This window comes from Streptomyces sp. GESEQ-35, assembly GCF_017948485.1.
In the GTDB taxonomy this organism is placed as follows: Bacteria; Actinomycetota; Actinomycetes; order Streptomycetales; family Streptomycetaceae; genus Streptomyces.
In genome coordinates this window covers 412,354-430,287 of the sequence record NZ_JAFFSX010000001.1, presented here as the reverse complement: position 1 = coordinate 430,287, position 17,934 = coordinate 412,354, and the positions used below count along the sequence as shown (strand labels likewise).

Annotated in this window: 19 protein-coding genes; 6 read left to right on the top strand and 13 right to left on the bottom strand. The window is 71.2% G+C overall.

All coding sequences use genetic code 11. The annotated features are described in order from the left end of the window. Positions 1-56: 56 nt before the first annotated feature. The 11 genes from ssuE to KCH87_RS01990 form a co-directional block, all read right to left on the bottom strand. Entirely contained in the window at positions 57-611 is a 555-nt protein-coding gene (gene ssuE, locus KCH87_RS02040) for an NADPH-dependent FMN reductase (protein ID WP_210583539.1), read from the bottom strand. A gap of 12 nt (positions 612-623) precedes the next feature. Beyond that, positions 624-2,009, bottom strand: a complete 1,386-nt coding sequence (locus KCH87_RS02035) for an FAD-binding oxidoreductase (protein WP_210583537.1) — start codon at positions 2,007-2,009, stop codon at positions 624-626. Further along, complete coding sequence (locus tag KCH87_RS02030) at positions 2,006-3,169, bottom strand: acyl-CoA dehydrogenase family protein (RefSeq protein ID WP_247195552.1); 1,164 nt, start codon at positions 3,167-3,169, stop codon at positions 2,006-2,008. The genes KCH87_RS02035 and KCH87_RS02030 overlap by 4 nt, the downstream gene beginning before the upstream one ends. After that, positions 3,166-4,164: an ABC transporter substrate-binding protein gene (locus KCH87_RS02025; RefSeq protein WP_210583535.1), complete on the bottom strand. Its 999-nt coding sequence runs from the start codon at positions 4,162-4,164 to the stop codon at positions 3,166-3,168. The genes KCH87_RS02030 and KCH87_RS02025 overlap by 4 nt, the downstream gene beginning before the upstream one ends. Further along, the gene (locus KCH87_RS02020) at positions 4,161-5,264 is read right to left on the bottom strand and encodes an LLM class flavin-dependent oxidoreductase (RefSeq protein ID WP_210583534.1); all 1,104 of its coding nucleotides are present in this window, start codon (positions 5,262-5,264) and stop codon (positions 4,161-4,163) included. Before KCH87_RS02020 ends, KCH87_RS02025 begins: the two co-directional genes overlap by 4 nt. A gap of 8 nt (positions 5,265-5,272) precedes the next feature. Then, the gene (locus KCH87_RS02015; protein ID WP_210583532.1) at positions 5,273-6,262 is read right to left on the bottom strand and encodes an ABC transporter substrate-binding protein; all 990 of its coding nucleotides are present in this window, start codon (positions 6,260-6,262) and stop codon (positions 5,273-5,275) included. After that, positions 6,259-6,999: an ABC transporter ATP-binding protein gene (locus tag KCH87_RS02010; RefSeq protein WP_247195551.1), complete on the bottom strand. Its 741-nt coding sequence runs from the start codon at positions 6,997-6,999 to the stop codon at positions 6,259-6,261. Before KCH87_RS02010 ends, KCH87_RS02015 begins: the two co-directional genes overlap by 4 nt. 5 nt (positions 7,000-7,004) lie before the next feature. Beyond that, positions 7,005-7,901, bottom strand: coding sequence for an ABC transporter permease (locus tag KCH87_RS02005; RefSeq protein WP_210583530.1), 897 nt, complete (start codon positions 7,899-7,901; stop codon positions 7,005-7,007). Positions 7,902-7,940: 39 nt separating this feature from the next. Further along, on the bottom strand, positions 7,941-8,792 hold the full coding sequence (locus tag KCH87_RS02000) for a sulfurtransferase (RefSeq protein WP_210583528.1): 852 nt from the start codon (positions 8,790-8,792) through the stop codon (positions 7,941-7,943). Then, complete coding sequence (locus tag KCH87_RS01995; RefSeq protein WP_247195550.1) at positions 8,789-9,520, bottom strand: alpha/beta hydrolase; 732 nt, start codon at positions 9,518-9,520, stop codon at positions 8,789-8,791. The genes KCH87_RS02000 and KCH87_RS01995 overlap by 4 nt, the downstream gene beginning before the upstream one ends. Before the next feature lie 163 nt (positions 9,521-9,683). Further along, entirely contained in the window at positions 9,684-9,845 is a 162-nt protein-coding gene (locus tag KCH87_RS01990) for a hypothetical protein (protein WP_210583524.1), read from the bottom strand. A 96-nt stretch (positions 9,846-9,941) separates the two neighbouring features. Between KCH87_RS01990 and KCH87_RS01985 the strand changes: the two genes are divergently transcribed. After that, positions 9,942-10,820, top strand: a complete 879-nt coding sequence (locus tag KCH87_RS01985) for a LysR family transcriptional regulator (RefSeq protein ID WP_210583523.1) — start codon at positions 9,942-9,944, stop codon at positions 10,818-10,820. Between the two features lie 167 nt (positions 10,821-10,987). Here KCH87_RS01985 and hutH read toward each other — a convergent pair whose 3' ends face one another. Further along, positions 10,988-12,514 (bottom strand): histidine ammonia-lyase, encoded by a 1,527-nt coding sequence (gene hutH, locus KCH87_RS01980; protein ID WP_210583522.1) that lies wholly within the window; start codon positions 12,512-12,514, stop codon positions 10,988-10,990. Continuing rightward, positions 12,511-13,512: an ornithine cyclodeaminase family protein gene (locus KCH87_RS01975; RefSeq protein ID WP_210583521.1), complete on the bottom strand. Its 1,002-nt coding sequence runs from the start codon at positions 13,510-13,512 to the stop codon at positions 12,511-12,513. The genes hutH and KCH87_RS01975 overlap by 4 nt, the downstream gene beginning before the upstream one ends. A gap of 136 nt (positions 13,513-13,648) precedes the next feature. Between KCH87_RS01975 and KCH87_RS01970 the strand changes: the two genes are divergently transcribed. From KCH87_RS01970 to KCH87_RS01950, 5 genes are read left to right on the top strand one after another with little or no spacing between them, the layout of a single operon-like run. Continuing rightward, the gene (locus tag KCH87_RS01970; RefSeq protein ID WP_210583520.1) at positions 13,649-14,770 is read left to right on the top strand and encodes an ABC transporter ATP-binding protein; all 1,122 of its coding nucleotides are present in this window, start codon (positions 13,649-13,651) and stop codon (positions 14,768-14,770) included. Next, a complete protein-coding gene (locus KCH87_RS01965; protein ID WP_210583519.1) occupies positions 14,763-15,428 on the top strand; it encodes an ABC transporter permease in 666 nt (221 codons plus the stop codon). Before KCH87_RS01970 ends, KCH87_RS01965 begins: the two co-directional genes overlap by 8 nt. Continuing rightward, the gene (locus tag KCH87_RS01960; protein WP_210583518.1) at positions 15,425-16,114 is read left to right on the top strand and encodes an ABC transporter permease; all 690 of its coding nucleotides are present in this window, start codon (positions 15,425-15,427) and stop codon (positions 16,112-16,114) included. Before KCH87_RS01965 ends, KCH87_RS01960 begins: the two co-directional genes overlap by 4 nt. Positions 16,115-16,148: 34 nt before the next feature. Beyond that, positions 16,149-17,072, top strand: coding sequence for an ABC transporter substrate-binding protein (locus KCH87_RS01955; RefSeq protein WP_210584028.1), 924 nt, complete (start codon positions 16,149-16,151; stop codon positions 17,070-17,072). Continuing rightward, positions 17,069-17,914 (top strand): MurR/RpiR family transcriptional regulator, encoded by an 846-nt coding sequence (locus KCH87_RS01950; RefSeq protein ID WP_247195549.1) that lies wholly within the window; start codon positions 17,069-17,071, stop codon positions 17,912-17,914. Before KCH87_RS01955 ends, KCH87_RS01950 begins: the two co-directional genes overlap by 4 nt. Positions 17,915-17,934 lie beyond the last annotated feature (20 nt).

Below are 17,934 nucleotides of genomic sequence, written 5' to 3'. Positions count from 1 at the left end.
CGGTTGCGGACTCCCATGCCCAGCACATGGAGCCGTACGGACTGAGCGAGCCTCGCTCACGCCGCCGCCCGCAGCGGAGTTCGTGCGCTGAGGGCGGCGGAGAACTGGTCTGTCACCTGGTCCAGTGCCTGCCTCGTGCCCGGCTCGACGTCGATTCCGCCGTCCTGTCGCACCTCGATGTGCCGGTCCAGCACGAACCAGCCAGGGGTGATGTGGGCCGGGTCCATGGAGGCGAGTACCGGGCGCAGGGCGTAGTCGATGGCCAGGACGTGGGCGGTGGTGCCGCCGGTCGCCAGCGGCAGCACCGTCTTGCCCCTCAGGGCGTGCTGCGGCAGCAGGTCGAGCAGCGACTTGAGCAGGCCGGAGTACGCGGCCTTGTAGACGGGGGTGCCGATCACGACTCCGTCCGTCCGCTCGAACTGGGCGGTGGCCTCCACGATCGCCGGGTGACCGAAGTCGGCGTGCAGCAGAGCCTCGGGCGGGAGTGTGCGGACGTCCAGAGGGATCACCTCGTGTCCCTGCGCCGTGAGCCGGGCGTCGAGGTCGCGCAGGAGACGGGCGGTGCGGGAGGTGGGGGAGGGGCTTCCGGAAACGGAGAGAACGGTCGCCATGAGGTGTCTCCTTCAGAGGGCTTTGCCCGGGTTGAGGATGTGGTGCGGGTCGAAGGCCGCCTTGATGCGCTGCTGCAACGCGTGCTGTTCCGGGCCGAGTTCGTCCGCGAGCCACCGCCGCTTGAGGGTGCCCACGCCGTGCTCCCCGGTGAGGGTGCCGCCCAGGCGCAGTGCAGCGGTGAAGATGTCGCCCGCCGCCTGCCAGGCCGCGTCAGGGATGCCGGGGGTGCCGGGGTCGAGGACGAGGATGGGGTGGAGGTTGCCGTCCGCGGCGTGGGCGAAGGTGAAGATCCGTACGTCGTGACGCTCGGCGATGGCCGTGATCTCGCGTACGGCGGCGGCCAGTTGGGTTCTGGGCACCGCGATGTCCTCGATCAGCACCCGGCCCAGCCGCTCCAGGGCGGGCAGGGCGAGCCTGCGGGCCGTGAGGAGCCCGGCCGCCTCCGCCGGGTCGGCGGTGGTTTCCACCGATGTCGCGCGCCCGTCCAGCAGCTGTACGGCCAGTTCCGCCTCGGTCGCGGCGGCGTGTCCGTCGCACTGTAGAAGCAGCAACGCTCCACCACGGGATCGCAGGTCCGTGCCCTGCGCGTCGTCCACGGCAGCCAGCACCGGCCCGTCCAGCAGCTCGGCCATGGAGGGCTCCAGCCGGGCGGTGGTCAGCACCGACACGGCCTCGGCGCCCTCGGCGAAGGTGTCGAAGTACGCGGCGATGGTGACTGTCGACTCCGGCACCGGGCGAAGTCGCAGCGTGGCCGCGGTGATCACGCCCAGGGTGCCTTCGGAGCCGGTGAGCAGGGCCGTGAGGTCGTAGCCGGTGACCCCTTTGACGGTGCGCCGGCCGGTGCGTATCGGCGTGCCGTCCGCGAGGACCACGTCGAGGCCCAGCACGGCGTCCCGGGTCACCCCGTATTTGGCGCAGCGCAGCCCGCCCGCGTTGGTGGCGATGTTGCCGCCCACGGTGGAGATCGCCGCGCTCGCCGGATCCGGCGCGTAGCGCAGCCCGAACTCGCCTGCCGCTCGGTCCAGTTCGGCGGTGATGACACCCGGTTCGACGACGGCGATCTGGTCGTGCGGGTCGAGGTCGAGGATCCGGTTCATCCTCGACAGATCCAGTACGACCGTGCCGGTGCCGGCGTTCGCGCCGCCGGACAGGCCGGTCCCGGCCCCGCGCGCCACGACCGGCACCCGCAGCGCGTGCGCATGCCGCAGTGTCGTCCGCACGTGCTCGGCGCTCGCTGCGTGCACGACGGCAAGGGGCTCGCCGTCCGGGTGGCTGCCGGAGCGGTCGGCGGCGTACGGGGCGGTGGCCGCGGGGCCGGTGATGAGGGCGTCCCCCGGCAAATCGCGGCTCAGGGCTGTCAACAGGGCCTCGGTGGTACCGAGTTGGGCGACGGTCATCCGTTGCCCTCCAGTGCTCGGCTGCCGATTGCGAGCAGTGCGACGTCCTCCTGCGGGGCGTGCACCGGGGCGCACTGGACGTCGCGGAAGTGGCGCTCCAGCGGGTTGTCACGGCTCAGCCCCGGATTGCCCAGCAGCCGTACCGCCAGCCCGACCGCCTCGACGGCGTGCCGGTCGGCCAGGATCCGGGCGCCCAGGGCGAGTTCGGGGGTGCACGTGTCGTCGGCCGCGTCCACCCGCTCGGCGCCGCCGAACACCAACTGTTCGGCGGCGTCCAGGCGCAGGGCGATCTCACCGGCGGCCCGCCGGAAGCGTTCCGTACGGGCGACCGGGTGGCCGAGGTTGGCGGGGACCCGTTCTCCCGCGAAGCGGTGGAAGTACCGCTGGGCCGCGCGGGCCACGCCCAGGTACAGGGCGGCGAGCGGGAGATGTAGGCCGGCGGCCGCGCGGTTGTCCTGCTCGGCGCCTGGACCGTGGTCGGCGATGTCGACCACGTTCCCGGCGGAGATCTCCACCTGGTGCAGTGCGATGTCGTGGCTCCCGCTGGCCCGCAGACCCAGGTGGTCCCAGGGGTGGGTGATCTCGATGCCGGGGGAGGCGCCGGGTACGGCGAACGTGCCGACCCGTGGGGTGGGTTCGTCGGTGGTGGCCCACACCAGCAGCCAGTCGAGCCCCTCGACGCCGGTGGCGAACCGCTTGCGCCCGGTGAGGGACCAGCCGGTCGCCGTGCGCCGGGCCACCGTCGCGGGCAGCCCGCCGCGCGCGGGTGAGCCCAGCTCGGGCTCCACCCGCACGTGGTTGAGCAGCACCGGCCTTTCGGCCGCAGCGGCCAGCACCTGCCCGTACAACTCCTCGGGCCAGTGCGCCCGTACGGCCTGGCGGTGGTGGATGGTCAGGTTCATCGCCGCGATCAGCGCCACCGAGGGATCGCCCTTGCCCAGTGCGTGCAGGATGCGCGCGGCGGCGGCGACCCCGAGGCCCGGACCGCCGTAGCGCTCGGCGACGGTGGCGGTCAGCAGCCCCGCCTCGTGCGCGGCCCGGATCCCGTCGGCGGGGAAGGCGCCCGTGCGGTCGTAGGCGGCGGCCGTGGCGGTGAGCCGGTCCGTCACCGAGGCGAGGGCGGCGAGATCGGGCACGGGCAGCCGGAGAGCGGTCGTCATGAGGAAAGGGCCTTCCGCAGCGGGGAGTTGAGACGGTCGGTCCAGAACGCGGAGACCTTCAGGGGCTGCTTGAGCGCACCGAGCTCCTGGAAAGAGTCGGCGACCGTCTGCTCGGACGCGGTGGCCTTCGCGGTCACGGTCTGCACCTCGGTCCTCCGCTGTGCCTCGCCCTCCTCGAACTCTTCCAGCGCCTCCTCCAGCGGCTGGTGCGTGGCGGTGGCGACGACCTTCGCGTACTCCTGCTGGTGCCCGTCTCGGACATACGCGTACGCCTGGTCGATACGGGCGAGCAGATCGGCCAGTGCCTCGCGCTCGGCCGCGCTGCCGAGCGTTTCGTCGGAGGCGGTCCACAGGAAGTTCCCGGAGAGGATGTCCCTGCCGGAGCCGATGGTGCGGGCGCCCTGCTGATGGGCGGCGATGATCGCGTTGCCGTATCCGGCGAAGGCGTCGATCGAGCCGCCGTTCAGCGCGGCCAGCGCCTTGTCGGGTTCCAGCGGGGCTGCGGTGATGTCCTCCCAGCCGAGTCCGGCCTGCTTGAGCAGCTCGTAGAGGAAGTAGTGGGCGGTGGTGTTCTTGACGTAGCCGACCTTCTTGCCCTTGAGCTGCGCGATCGAGGTGATGTCCGAGCCCTTGGGGGCCACGACCTCCTGGTTGAGGGTGTTGCCGCGTTGTACGGCGACGACCTTGAAGTTGGGCTTGCCGTCGGCGGCGGCGAACACCGGCGGGATCTCGCTGGAACTCGCCACGTCGAGCGCCCCGGCCCGGACCGCCTCCAACTGCTTGTCGCCTCCCTGGAAGAGGCTCCATCTCACCTGGTACGGCGTGTCGTCGAGGTGGGCGAACTTCAGCAGGGCCTCCTCGCGCTTCCACCCGGTCGCGCCCACGCGCAGCGTGACGGTTCCGCCGCCGTCCTCCGCGCCCGCGGGGCCACCGCAGGAGCTGAGTACGGCAATGAGGAGTCCGACGAGTGGCAGAGCGCGCCAGGTCCGCCTCACGCGGCGGCTCCCGTGGCGGCGCGGTGTGCCAGCTCCTGGCGGACCAGGGGGAGGACGTGACGGGCGTAGTCGACAGCGTCGTTGAGCGGGTCATAACCCCGGATGGACAGCAGCTCGCAGCCGATGTCGACGTAGTCGAGCAGCGCCTTGGCGACCGTCTCCGGGGAGCCGACCAGTGCGGTGGAGGCGCCGGCGGCGTTGGTGGCCGAGGCGGGTGCGGTCCACAGGCAACGGTCGTGGACCTCGCCGCGCTCGGCGACGGCGAGCAGCCGCTGGGAGCCGACGTTGGCGGGAGTGCCCTGGCCGAGCGCCGGGTAGTGGCGCTGCTTGGCGCGCTCGGCGTGGTTGGTCTGGATCGAGCCGAGGATGCGGTGGGCCTTCTCCCAGGCCAGCTCGTCGGTGGGGGCGATGATCGGGCGGAACGACACCCAGATGCGGGGGTGGGGTCGGCCGGCGGCGTCCGCGTGGGCGTTGACCGCGGCGATCTGCTCGGCGGTCTCCTTCAGCGGTTCGCCCCACAGGCCGAAGATGTCGCCCTGCTGCCCACCCACCCGGTAGGCGTCCTCGGAGGAGCCGCCCACGGAGATCGGGATCGTGCCGTTGTACGGGGTGACGTCGGAGCGGAAGCCCTCGAAGCGGTAGTACGGGCCCTCGTGGGAGATCGGTCCGTCGGCCGCCCACACGTCACGCAGGATCTGTATGTACTCGTCCGAGCGCGCGTACCGCTCGCTCTTGCTCAGGTAGTCGCCCTCACGGCGCTGCTCCTCGTCGCTGCCGCCGGAGATGATGTGCACCACCAGGCGCCCCTTGCTGATCCGGTCCAGTGTGGCCAGGGCGCGGGCCGCGTGGGTCGGGAAGACCACTCCGGGGCGGTGGGCGAGGACGGGCTTGATGCGCTCGGTGTGGTTGGCCACGAACTGCGCCAGTTGCAGCGCGTCCGGGGAGGCCGAGTGGTAGGTGACGAGGGTGTAGTCGAAGCCGCCGTCGTCCAGGGCACGGGCGTAGCGGCGGGCGTAGTCGACGTCGATGCCCTTGCCCGCGGTGGGGTCGCCCTCGGTGGCGGGGTTAGGATGGACGGCGCTGATGAACTCGACCGGCATGGCGGGACTCACTCCTTGACGAGGCTGGTGTCGACGTGGTCGGCGACGGTCGGGTTCGGGGTGAGGACGCCGATGCCGTGCATGGTGTCGCCGACCTTCTGCACGGCCTGGACGACCTGCGAACTCACCGGCAGCAACTCGCTGTTGGCCTGACTCACCAGCGTTTTCGCGACCTCGGGGGAGGCGCCGTTGTTCTGCTGGATGGCCTTGGCGTAGTCGTCCGGGTGTTCCTGCGACCAGGCCAGTGCTGTGTTCAGCCGGCGCAGGTAGTCGGCGATGGCGGCCTTCTTGCCCTGGTCGGCCAGCGCCTTCTCGGAGGCGCCGATGAAGCCGTAGCCGCTCACGCGCCCGTCGGCGCCGTTGACGAGGAGGCGGCCGCCCTGCTGCTCGGCGACGGCCTTGTAGACCCCGAAGGTGGCCCAGACCTCGATCTTGCCCGAGGTGAACGCGGCCTGCGCGTCGGTCGGCAGCAGGTACTGCACCTTGACGTCGTCGTAGCTCAGCCCCGCCTGTTGGAGCACGTGGGCGAGCAGGTACTCGGCGATGGACCCCTTGGCAGAGGAGACCACGACCTTCTTGCCCTTGAGGTCCTTGACGCTCTTCACCGAGGAGTCCGCGCGGACCACGATCCCGGTGTGCGTGCCGTCGTTGTGCAGCGCGCCCACCGCCTTGACGGGCACACCGCCGGAGAGCGCCTGGAGGGTGGGGAGGTCGGCGGCGTACGAGGTGTCCGCGGCCCCCGCCTGCACGGCCTGGAAGAGCGGTGCCGCACCCTCGAACTCGGCCCACTTCACGTTGTACGACGTCCCCTTGAGGGCACCGGAGGCGTCGAGCAGTGTCTGGAGGTTCCTGGCCTGGTCGCCGATGGTGAGGGTCACACGCGATGAGGAGCCATCGGAGGCGGCCTCGCTGTTCCCGCCGCAGGCGGCGGTGGCGAGGAGCGCGGCGAGGACGAGTGCGGAACTCAGCGCACGGCTGAGGCGGTTGACGGGGCTCATGCGGATGCCTCTTCCAGGGGATGCGCCGAGGCGTCGTGGACGCCCAGGCGGCGCAGCAGTTCGCCGCGGAGTCGTACGAAGTCGGGGGAGCCGAGGTCGCGTGGCCGCTCCAGGCCGACTTCGGCCTCGTACGCGATCCGCCCGCCGTCCATCACCAGGACCCGGTCGGCCAGCAGCAGCGCCTCCTCCACGTCGTGCGTGACCAGGAGCACCGAGCAGCCGTGCCGCTGCCACAGATCTGCCACCAGCCGCTGCGCCTTGCCGCGGGTGAGGGCGTCCAGGGCGCCGAACGGCTCGTCGAGCAGCAGCAGTTCGGGCTCGCGCACCAGGGCGCGGGCCAGCGAGACCCGCTGGGCCTGGCCCCCGGACAGGGTTTTGGGCCAGCGGTCCGCGTACTCCTCGATGCCGACCTCGCCCAGATAGCGCTCGGCGAGCGCGCGGTCAGGAGAGCCCGGCAGGCCGAGCACGACGTTGCGCCATGCACGCAACCAGGGCATCAGCCGCGGCGACTGGAAGGCCACCGAGCGGCGCTCCGGCACGGTCACCTCGCCATCGGTCTCGCTGTCGAGCCCGGCAAGGATCTTCAGCAGCGTCGACTTGCCGCAGCCGCTGTGGCCGAGCAGGGCGACGAACTCGCCCTGGCGGATGGTGAGATCCAGGCCGTCGATGACGGTCTTGTCGTCGAAGGCGCGGGTCAGTCCGCGGACCTCGACATGGGTGCTCACACGCGTACTCATCACCGTCACGCTCCCTCACCGTCGAACGAGGCCCGCCAGGACAGCAGCCGCCGCGACAGCAGCCGTACGGCGAAGTCGCACAGCAGCCCCAGTACGGCGTAGACGACGAGGCACAGCACGATGACGTCGGTCTGGAAGTACTGCTGTGCGTTGCTCATCAGGTAGCCGATGCCGGCGTCCGCGTTGACCTGCTCGGCGAAGACCAGGGCGAGCCAGGCGGTGGACAGCGCGTACCGCAGCCCCACCAGAGCCCCGGGCAGTGCGGACGGCAGGATCACGTACCGGATCAGACCGATACGGCCGAGCCCCACCATCCGTCCCGCTTCGATGAGTCGGGCGTCGGCGGAGCGGATGCCGCCGTAGATGTTGAAGTACAGCGGATACGTCACACCGAGCGCGACCAGCGCGATCTTCGGGGTCTCGTCGATGCCGAACCAGACGATGAACAAGGGGATCAGGCCCACCCAGGGGATGGCCCGGAACATGCCCATCGACGCGTCGATGACGTCCTCGCCCAGCCGGAACAGTCCCGCGGTGAGCGACAGCGCAAGCGCGGCGGCCGCACCGATGACGAACCCGATCGCGGCGCGGCGGCCGGACGCGGCGATGGCCTGCGGCAGTTCACCGGTCCCGGTCAGGTCGACGGCCCGCTGGACGACATCGACGGGGGAGGCGAGGACGGACTCGGGGAGCACACCGGTGGTGCTCGCCAGGAACCACACCGCCAGCAGCCCGACCGGCCCGGCGGCCCGGCGCACACTGCGCGGCACGCGAAGAGCGGGGCGCCTACGTGGGCGTGCCGGGCGGCGGTCGCTCTTGGTGAGGGTCGGGGCCGGTGGCGTCGTCCGCGTTGGGTGCGTCGGCGGAGACGTCCCGGAGACTGCGGTGTTCGGGGAGGGCATGGGTGGCCTCTCGGGAAGGAGTCGGGGGATGTCGGGGTTTCAGTACGGTCGTTCGCCCAGCACGGCCGGGCGGTCGGGGTCGGCGGACCAGGCGGACCAGGAACCGGGGTACAGCGCGGCGGGGATGCCGGCGTGGGCGAGTGCCGCGATCTGGTGGGCGGCCGTCACGCCGGAACCGCAGTAGACCGCCACGTCGGTGGCGTCATCGGCACCCAGCGCCGTGAACCGCACGGCGAGTTCCTCGACGTCGCGGAAGGTCCCGTCGGGATTGAGGTTGTCGCCCGTGGGGGCGGACAGCGCACCGGGGATGTGCCCGGCACGCGGGTCGACCGGCTCGTTCTCGCCCCGGTACCGCTCGGCGGCACGGGCGTCCAGCAGTACACCGGCACGGGCGACTTCGGCCGCCGCGTCCGCGTCGAGAACGGGCAACTGCCCCGGGCTGAGCACGATGTCACCCGGCGCGGGAACCTCGGACTCCCCGGTCTCCGTGGGCAGTCCGGCCGCACGCCAGGCGCCCAGCGCTCCGTCGAGGAGCGTCACCCGCTCGACTCCTGCCCAGCGCAGCAGCCACCAGGCGCGCGCGGCGGCGGTGTTGCCGTTGTCGTCGTAGACGACCACCGGGCGGCCCGCGGTGAGGCCCCAGCGGCGTGCCCCCGCTTGCAGGTCCCCGGGGTCGGGGAGGGGATGGCGACCGTCCTCGGGCGTGGGCGCGGCCGCGAGTTCGGTATCGAGGTCGACGTACACGGCGCCGGGGATGTGCTCCTTGAGGTAGTGCTCCCGGCCGTGCGGGTCGCCGAGCCGCCACCGCACGTCGAGGACGACAGGACTCGGATCGCCGCGGCGCAGCAGGGAGTGCAGCTCGGCAGCATCGGTCAGCACGGGGGCGGTCATGCGAGGTCCTCCCGTACGGCGATGGGCGCGAGGTCCGGGGAGAGCCGCAGCCGCTCCAGGAACAGCACGATCGTGGCGGCGGCCGTGCGATGGGTGACGTCGTTGAGGGCGTCGTGCCGGGTCCCGGCCAGGCTCACCAGCTCAACGCCGGGCAGTGCGCGGTAGGCGCGGCGGGCCTCCTGGAGGGGGCTGACCGTGTCGTCGGCGCCGTGCAGAGCGAGGACGGGGACGGAGATGCCCTCCAGGGCAGGCAGACCGGCAGGAGCCGTGTCCGTGAGAGCACCGCGCCGGAACGCGACGTCGGAGGTGAGCCTGCCCCGGTGCGTGGGGCAGGCGGTGCGCTGATCGAGTTCGGCCTCCCAGTCGGGCGTCGCCACGAGCGCCTGCGATGCGGTGGGCAGCCCGGCGAGGATCAGCGCGTCCAGGCCTGGTGTGCCACGCGCCGCGAGCCACGCCCCGTACAGAGCCCCGGCGTCGGACCCGACCAGCACCCGGGGGCCGGGCAGTGTCTCGTCGCGCAGCAGTTTGGCGGCCTGGTCGGTGACCGTCTCCGGGTCGGGGGAAGGATCAGGCAGGGCCCGCACGCGGTAGCCGTCGGCGGCGACACGGCGGCCGAACCGCTCGTACACACCGCCGTGTTCGCCGCGGCCGGGGAGAACGACGAGGGTGCCGCGCGGGGCGATCCCCTCTGGTTCGGCCCAGGCGTGGACAGGCTGAGGAGAGCTCATGGTGACTCGATTCATCGGGGGGCTCAGGGGGCCCGCGGGGCGCGCAGGTGGCGTAGGCGGGGGAGAGCGAGACGCGCACATGCGTCGAGAGCCCGCACAGCTCCTCGGCGTGCGGGATCAGCTTGTCCGGTTCCGGATCAACGGAGCATCGCGCGTGCGCTGATCAGCAACAGCGCATCGTGACGGCGAGGCCGAGGTCGACCACCCGCCGCCGTGTCAGCCGGGTGCCCGCACCGCAGCACACCGCCGACCCGATGGCCGACGGCCGGGGTCCGGTGCTGAGGGGGCGCGGCCCGCAGGCCGACGCGTTGGCTGTACGCGGCATGCGCCCAGCATGCAGGAGACGAAAGCCATACGTCCAACGACGATTCGCCATCGAAACCGATCACGATACTTAATCGATTGGTGCTAGCCTGCGCCAATGCGACCGGTCCTGGACATTGTGGCGCTGCGCAGTCTGATCGCCGTCGCCGACTACGGCGGCTTCCACCGCGCGGCCGGCGCGCTCGCGCTCAGTCAGTCCGCGGTCAGCCAGCACGTACGACGGCTCGAGAAGACGCTCGGCTGTCCCGCCGTCGAACCCGACGGCCGCAAGACCCGGTTCACCGCGCACGGCGCCCAACTCCTTCAGGAGGCACGGCTGATCGTGGGAGCGCACGACGCGGCCGTGCGCAGGTTGCTGGGCGAGGACAGGCCGGGAACCGTCACCGTCGTCATCGGTGCCACCGAGCACGGCGCCGACCAGATCCTCCCGGTGCTCACCGAGGCCGTACGGGAGGTGAGTGCGGGCGCCGAGGTCCGGGTGCGGATCGACCGCTCGGCGCGATTGACGGACGCGGTCGACCGCGGCGAACTCGACCTCGCCGTCTATGTCACCGAGGCGACCGCCGCGGCCGGCAACCCCGTGGGCGGACTGCCGCTGCGCTGGTACGCCGCCCCTGGCTGGAGGCCGCCTGTCGCCCCCGCAGCGCTGCCGCTGGTCGCGATCAACGAACCGTGCGTCATCCGCCGCCGCGCCCTCACCGCGCTGGCCGCCGACCACACCCCGGCCACTGTCGTCGCCGAGGCCGGATATCTCGCCGGCGTCCTGGACGCGGCCCGGGCCGGACTGGGCGCCGCTCTGCTCGCCGTGCCCGGTGGCCAGCACCCCGAGGGGCTGAGCCCGGTCATGGGCCTGCCCGCCGTATCTCCGGTACGGCTCAGTGCGCGCCCCCGGCATGGCGCGGACCCCTCGGTGACCGGCGCCGCCGTCGAGGCGGTCCGCGCACTGCTCGCCGCCTGCGAGACCGGCCGACCGTAGCGGAGAGGCCGGGCCACTCCCACGTGGTGAGCCCCCCGGAGGTCGGACGCGGCGGATGTTCGGCGTCCACGTGGGGATGTCCAGCGCGTTTGGGCCGGCGCATACCAACGCTCGCCGTGTCCGGGCCCTGTGCCGGTCTCACAGATGCTGGTCTACGGCGACCTCGGTCATGACGCTTCTCCCGCCAAGGCGCGCAGCGTGCTCCGGACGTCGTCGGACCCCAGGATGTCGCGGCTCACCACCTCCACGTCCACCCCGCAGGGACGGTCGTCGTCCAGGCGGGGCACGGCCTTGCGGATCGCGCGGTGCAGGAAGTCCGGTCCCCGTCCGAGCGAGGGCGGCGCCGCAAGATCCACGGCCTGCGCGGCCACCACGGCCTCCACGGCGAGGAGTTGACGCAGGCGGGTGAGCATTGTCGTCAGCCTCCGGGCCCCGAGCGCCGCGTTGGTCGAGTCGTCCTCCACGGCGTGCGCGCCGTGGCGGGGGTCGGTGCTCACCGGTACGGACAGCATGCGGATCTCGGCGACGAGCGCCTGCGCCGTTTTGGCCAGCGGGGCGAAGCCCGAGTGCTCCGGACCGTACGGCGAGAGGTTCGCCGGCAGTCCGCTCACGGCGGGATCGAGCAGCCGTCGCATGCGCTCGGCCGACAACGACGCGGTCTGCGTCAGGGCCAGCGCGAGCGTGTCGAGGGCGAGGGCCAGGGCGGGGGTGTGGAAGTTGCCGGACGAGAGGATCTCGCCGGTGTCGGCCAGGACCACCGGGTTGTCGCCCAGGCCGTTGAGCTCCGGCCCGAGCGAGGCGTCGGCGAATGCCAGCGCGGCGTGCATCGCCCCGTGGACCTGGGCCGCGCAGCGCAGGCTGATCGGGTCCTGGACCCGCCGTGCGTGCCGGGGATCGACCAGGTCACCGCCGGTCAGCAGAGCGAGCAGTTCGTCCGCCGCCCGGGACTGACCGGGGGCGGGACGCAGGCCCAGCACCCGCGCGTCGAGCGGGCTCGTGTTCGCCCGGAAGCCCTCGTAGGTGAGCGCCGTGACGGCCTGGGCGAGGGTGAGGACGGCGGCCGCCTCGTGCAGGGCCAGCGCCCCCTGCCCGGCCGCCAACGGGCTTGCACTGCACAGGACATGGCCGTCCCTCGGGCCCAGCTCGGCCGGGTCGAGACCGGCCCGCCGCAGCGCCGTGCCGCCGTCGAGCACCTCACCGCCCAGCTCCGCGCTGCCCTCACCGATGACGACCAGACCGACATGGGCCATCTGGACCAGATCGGCGGCGCCGATCGATCCCATCTCGGGTATCACCGGATGGACCCGCGAGTTGAGCATCGCCACCAGCAGCCGCAGAATCTCCGGCCGCACTCCGCTGCCCCCACCCGCAAGGCCGTTCACGCGGGCGAGGACGGCGGCGCGGACGACGGGGACGGGCAGTGGATCGCCGACCGCGTTGGCCCGTCCCCGGACCGTACGGACGCTGAACAGCTCCAGCTCGTCCCGTGGCAGTGCGTACGACGAACGGGAGCCGAGGCCCGTCGTCAAACCGTACGTCGGCACCTGGCGGTCCACCACGTCGTCCACGATGGCCCGTTCGCGCTCCAGCCGAGGCAACACCTCGTCCGCGAGGGCCACTTGGACGCCGTGACGGGCGACGGCGACGACATCGTCGTACGACAGAGTCCTGCCGTCGACGCACACCCCGGTCACGAGAACCTCAACTTCTGGCCGAGGCCCAGCTCTTCGGCCTTCTGAAGCATGGCGGCGCCCAGCGCGATGTCGGAGAGGGAGAGGCCGCGGTGCCAGAACAGGTTCGTCTCCTCGGCGCTCTCCCGGCCGGGCTTGCGGCCGGCGACTATCTCGCCCAACTCCGCGTGCAGACGGGACTCGTCGAGCCGGCCGGAGTCGACGTGGGCGCGCAGGGCGCCGAACGGCCCGGCGTGCGCCTGGCCCCAGTCGTCGACGACGATCTTGTCCATGATGTCGGTGAGGGAGAGCTCGACGGCGCTGTTGGTTCCGTACGGCACGACCAGGGCTCCGGGTGCGATCCACTCGGTCCTGAGCAGCGGCTCCGGCCGCTCGAGACGTGACGCCTCCACGACGATGTCAGCGTCCTCCACACAGGTCTGCCAGTCCTCGGTCACGATCACCGGCTTGCCGAGATCCCGCTCCAGTCGCTCGGCGAAGGCCCGGCGGCTTTCGGGGCGGCGTGAGTGGACGCGTATCTCGCCGAGGTCGAAGATCCGGTCGAGCAGCCGCACGTTCCAGTACGACGTGGCTCGGGCGCCGATGTGCCCCAGCACCTTGGCGTCCGGGCGGGCCAGATGGCGTGCGCCCAGCGCGGTGAGGGCGCCGGTGCGCATCTCGGTGAGGGCGGTGGCATCGAGGACCGCCACCGGCATACCGGTGCGTGGGTCGAAGAGGTTGAGCAGGGCCATCTCGGAGGGCAGGCCGGCCTTGTAGTTGTCGACGTAGTCACCCACGATCTTGACTCCGGCCAGGGCGAGCGGGGCGACGTAGCCGCGCAGCACGTTGAAGTGGCCGTTGAATGCCGGATCGGGCCGGAGGTGGACGCGCGGTTCGATCACTGTCTCGCCCGAACCCTGGGCGCGTAGTCCCTCCTCGACGGCGTCGAGTATTTCGATGTCGGTCAGCTCGAGCTGTGCGATGTCCGAGCCGTTCAGGAAGGTGAACCAGACCGGTTCCATGGGATGTGTCCCCACTTCTGAGCTGGGTAATTGCTGATTTCGTACGAACGTAATACGCCGTTTACAAAAGGCCATTGACTGCCATTCAGTCACCCGTAACTCTGCATGACCATATGCAGTCGGGTAAGGGGCAGCCTTGATCAGATTCGACGCGGTGAGCAAAAACTATCCAAACGGAACCACAGCCGTGGACGGACTGTCCCTGGAACTGGCCGAGGGTGGCATCACGGTCCTCGTCGGTCCCTCCGGCTGTGGCAAGACCACCACTTTGCGCATGGTCAACCGCATGGTGGAGCCGACGACCGGCACGGTGAGCCTGCGCGGCCGTGACATACGAGAGATCAACGCGCCCGAGCTGCGCCGCGGCATCGGGTACGTGATCCAGCATGCGGGGCTCTTCCCGCACCGGACCATCCTCGACAACATCGCGACCGTGCCGCTGCTGCTCGGCTGGAACCGGAAGAAGGCACGGGCCCGGGCGGCGGAGCTGCTGGAGCTGGTCGGGCTGCCGAGTGAGATGGCCAAGCGCTATCCCAACCAGCTCTCGGGCGGGCAGCAGCAGCGCGTCGGGGTGGCCAGGGCGTTGGGCGCCGATCCGCCGGTGCTGCTGATGGACGAGCCGTTCAGCGCGGTCGACCCGATCGTCCGGGCCGAGTTGCAGACGGAGTTCATCCGGCTACAGAAGGAGCTGAACAAGACGATCGTGTTCGTCACCCATGACATCGACGAGGCGATCAAGCTCGGCGACAACATCGCGGTCTTCCGGACCGGCGGCAAGCTCGCCCAGTTCGACACCCCCGAGCGGCTGCTCGCCCACCCCGCCGACGAGTTCGTGGCCGGCTTCGTCGGCCAGGACCGGGGCATCCGCCGGCTGTCCTTCGTCAAGGCGGCCGAGGTGCCGCTGCGCGACGGTGCGGTGCTTCCGGCGGCCTCGCCCGTGGCGCGCGCCCGGGCCGCGGACGAGCCCTGGGTGCTGGTCGTCGACGACGAGCGGCGACCGCTCGGCTGGGCCGAGGCCGCCGCGCTTCCGGAGAGCGGCACGCTCGCGGACGCACCTCTGACGCCGCTCGGCCACACCTTCAGCCTCGTCGGCGACTCGGCGCGGGCCGCGCTCGATGCCGCGCTCCTGTCTCCCTCCCGGCTCGCGGTGGGTGTGGACGTGGACGGCGCGGTCGTCGGAGTCGCGGACGCCTACGAGCTGTCCGCCGTGATGGCCGCCGCCGAGACCGCCAAGGCGGGGGTGGTGAGCGATGAGTGACGGTGAGCCGCTGGTCCGCTGGGGCTGGATCGGTGATCACGCCGGCGAACTCGCCGACTACACAGGCGTCCATCTGCGACTCGGTCTGCTTCCGGTGCTGTTCGGACTGATCGTCTCCGTGCCCCTCGGCGTCCTCTGCCACCGCTGGCGATGGCTGTACCCGCCGGTGTTGACCGTGGCCAACATCCTCTACTCGATACCGTCACTGGCCCTGTTCATGATCTTCGTCAAGTACACGGGGCTGACCGAACAGACCGTGATGATCCCGCTCACGCTCTACACCCTGTCGGTTCTGGTGCCCAACGTCGTCGACGGCCTCGCCTCGGTCCCCGAACCGGTCCGGCAGGCCGCCACCGCAATGGGCTTCGGCACGGTCCGCCGTATCGTCCAGGTCGAACTGCCCATCGCCGTACCCGTCGTCATCGCCGGCGTGCGTGTCGCCGCCGTCTCGTCCATCAGCCTCGTGGCCGTGGGACAGCTGATCGGACAGGGCGGTCTCGGCTACTACATCACCCGCGGCCTCCAGCTCGACTTCCCGACCCCGATCGTCACCGCGATCGTGCTGATCATGCTGCTCGCACTCACCACCGACGCCCTGCTGGTCCTGGCGCAGCGGCTGCTCACCCCGTGGTCCCGGAGCAAGGTGACGGCGTCATGAACGATCTCCTGAACCAACTCCGGCTCATCGGAGACTGGTTGACGTCCTCGGCGCAGTGGCACGGCGACGAGGGAATCCCCCAGCGGCTCCTGGAACACCTCACCTACAGCGGCCTGTCACTGCTGTTCGCCGCCCTGATCGGGCTGTCGCTGGGGCTGCTCGTCGGCCACACCGGCCGGGGCGCGTTCGCCGTGGCCAGCGTGGTCAACCTGGCACGGGCGATCCCCACCTTCGGCCTGGTCGTCCTCGTCGTCACGCTGGCCGGCCTCAGCACCACGCCCGTGCTGGTCGCCCTGGTCGCCCTGGCGATCCCGCCGATCCTCATCAACACCTTCGAGGGCGTGCGGGGCGTGGACCCCGCCACCAGGGACGCCGCGCGCGGGGTCGGTATGACCGAGTGGCAGGTCCTGGTGCGGGTGGAGGTGCCGATGGCGCTGCCCCTGATTCTCCTCGGCCTCAGGATCGCCGCCATCCAGGTGGTGGCCACCGCGACCGTCGCCGCCTATCCCGGTCTCGGTGGCCTGGGCCGTTTCATCGTCGACGGGCTCTCCCGTAACGACTACGAGCTGGTCGTCGGCGGTTCCGCCGTCGTCGTCGTGCTCGCGCTCGTCGTCCAGATCCTGTTCAACGCGCTGCGGCGCGCCGTCGTCTCGCCGGGCCTCAGGGTCTCGGCGTCCAAGTCCTGAGCTGTTTTGAGAAAGGGAACTCCCCATGAGAGGCATGTACCGCGCCGCCGCCTTCGGTCTGATCGCCGCACTCTCGCTGACCGCCTGCGGCAGCGGCGACGACAGCGACAGCAATCCGTTGACCGGCAGCAGCGGCGACAGTGACAGCAAGTCCCTCGTCGTCGGTTCGGCCAACTTCCCCGAGAACCAGCTGCTGGCCGAGATCTACTCGCAGGCCCTGGAGGCCAAGGGTCTGAAGGTGACCCGCAAGTTCGACATCGGGGCCCGCGAGGTCTACTACGACCAGGTGGTCAAGGGCGGCATCGATGTCTTCCCGGAGTACAACGGCGCCCTGCTGGCGACCGCGGTCGACAAGTCCAGCACCTCGACGAGCACGGATGCCATCAACGCCGAGCTGAAGAAGAAGCTCCCGTCGTCGGTGGAGGTCCTCGACTCCGCTCAGGCCCAGGACAAGGACTCGGTCACGGTCACCTCCGAGACCGCCGAGAAGTACAACCTCAAGACCCTTGCCGACCTCAAGCCGGTCGCGGGGGACTGGACGATCGGCGCCGGCTCGGAGTTCAAGACCCGCACCCAGGGATGGATCGGCCTTAAGAAGATCTACGGTGTCGAGTTCGGGAAGTTCCAGCCGCTCGACGCGGGTGCCCAGAGCACCCTGCTGAAGCTGCTCAACTCGGACAAGGTGCAGGCCGCGAACATCTACACCACCGATCCCGCCATCGTCGAGGACAAGTTGGTGGTGCTGGAGGACCCCGAGAACCTCTTCTCCTCGCAGAACGTCACCCCCCTCGTCTACAAGTCCGCGGTCGACGACACGGCCAAGGCGGCCCTCAACGCCGTCTCGGCCAAGCTCACCACCGAGGACCTGGTGGAGATGATGAAGAAGCTCGTCACCGACAAGGAGGACGCGAGCGCCGTCGCCGAGGAGTGGCTGACGTCGGCCGGGCTCGTGAGTTGACCGGTTCGAGTACGCCGACGGGCCTCGCACGGCTGCATCAGCTCTTCGAGGGCCGTCGGCTCACCCCCACACAGCGCCGCATCGCGCACTGTCTGGTCCGGCAGGCGCCCGCCGTGCCCTTCCTGTCGAGCGTGGAGCTGGCCCAACTGGCCGGGGTGAGCCAGCCGTCGGTGACCCGCTTCGCGACCGCCCTCGGCTTCGACGGGTATCCGGCGCTGCGCCGGCACGTGCGGGAACTCGCCCTCACCGCCGCCCCGGAGGGGCACCCGCACAACCCGTACCAGCAGGCGGTGCAGGCCGAGATCGACAACCTGCGGCGGCTGGCGTCCCTGCTCTCGGACCCCGGGCCCGTGGCCGAGGCGGGCCGGCTGCTCGCCGTCTCCCGGCCGCTGCCGGTGCTCGGGCTGCGTGCGTCCGCCGCTGCGGCTCGGGGTTTCGCGTACTTCAGCGCGAAGGTCCACCCGGACGTACGTCTCCTCGACGAAGGCGGCTCACTGCTCGCCGACCGGATCGACGCCGCTCGGCACGCCGGTGCGAGCGCGCTGCTGTGCTTCGCGCTGCCGCGCCACCCGCGCGAGGTCCTCGATGCGCTCGCCCATGCCCGGGACGCGGGGCTCACGGTGGTGACGATCGCCGACGGCACGTTCGCCCCGGTGGCCGCCCACAGCGATCTGCTCCTGCCGGCGGCGGTGGGCAGGGGCCTGGTGTTCGACACGGTGAGCGCCCCCATGCTGCTGGGGCAGGTCCTCCTGGAGGCGATGTGCGACGCGCTGCCGGAGGCTCAGGTCCATTTGGAGGAGTTCGACGCGCGGGCCGCGGTGCGGGGGCTGTTCGTCGACTGAGGGAGGGGGCTCACGATCCT

Coding starts and splice junctions, on each gene's coding strand:
- KCH87_RS02005 (WP_210583530.1), bottom strand. CDS start 7,901: ATGCCCTCCCCGAACACCGCAGTCTCCGGGACGTCTCCGCCGACGCAC.
- KCH87_RS01975 (WP_210583521.1), bottom strand. CDS start 13,512: ATGGAACCGGTCTGGTTCACCTTCCTGAACGGCTCGGACATCGCACAG.
- KCH87_RS02000 (WP_210583528.1), bottom strand. CDS start 8,792: ATGACCGCCCCCGTGCTGACCGATGCTGCCGAGCTGCACTCCCTGCTG.
- KCH87_RS02020 (WP_210583534.1), bottom strand. CDS start 5,264: ATGCCGGTCGAGTTCATCAGCGCCGTCCATCCTAACCCCGCCACCGAG.
- KCH87_RS01960 (WP_210583518.1), top strand. CDS start 15,425: ATGAACGATCTCCTGAACCAACTCCGGCTCATCGGAGACTGGTTGACG.
- ssuE (WP_210583539.1), bottom strand. CDS start 611: ATGGCGACCGTTCTCTCCGTTTCCGGAAGCCCCTCCCCCACCTCCCGC.
- KCH87_RS02035 (WP_210583537.1), bottom strand. CDS start 2,009: ATGACCGTCGCCCAACTCGGTACCACCGAGGCCCTGTTGACAGCCCTG.
- KCH87_RS02015 (WP_210583532.1), bottom strand. CDS start 6,262: ATGAGCCCCGTCAACCGCCTCAGCCGTGCGCTGAGTTCCGCACTCGTC.
- KCH87_RS01965 (WP_210583519.1), top strand. CDS start 14,763: ATGAGTGACGGTGAGCCGCTGGTCCGCTGGGGCTGGATCGGTGATCAC.
- KCH87_RS02030 (WP_247195552.1), bottom strand. CDS start 3,169: ATGACGACCGCTCTCCGGCTGCCCGTGCCCGATCTCGCCGCCCTCGCC.
- KCH87_RS01990 (WP_210583524.1), bottom strand. CDS start 9,845: ATGCCGCGTACAGCCAACGCGTCGGCCTGCGGGCCGCGCCCCCTCAGC.
- KCH87_RS01995 (WP_247195550.1), bottom strand. CDS start 9,520: ATGAGCTCTCCTCAGCCTGTCCACGCCTGGGCCGAACCAGAGGGGATC.
- KCH87_RS02010 (WP_247195551.1), bottom strand. CDS start 6,999: ATGAGTACGCGTGTGAGCACCCATGTCGAGGTCCGCGGACTGACCCGC.
- KCH87_RS01955 (WP_210584028.1), top strand. CDS start 16,149: ATGTACCGCGCCGCCGCCTTCGGTCTGATCGCCGCACTCTCGCTGACC.
- KCH87_RS01985 (WP_210583523.1), top strand. CDS start 9,942: ATGCGACCGGTCCTGGACATTGTGGCGCTGCGCAGTCTGATCGCCGTC.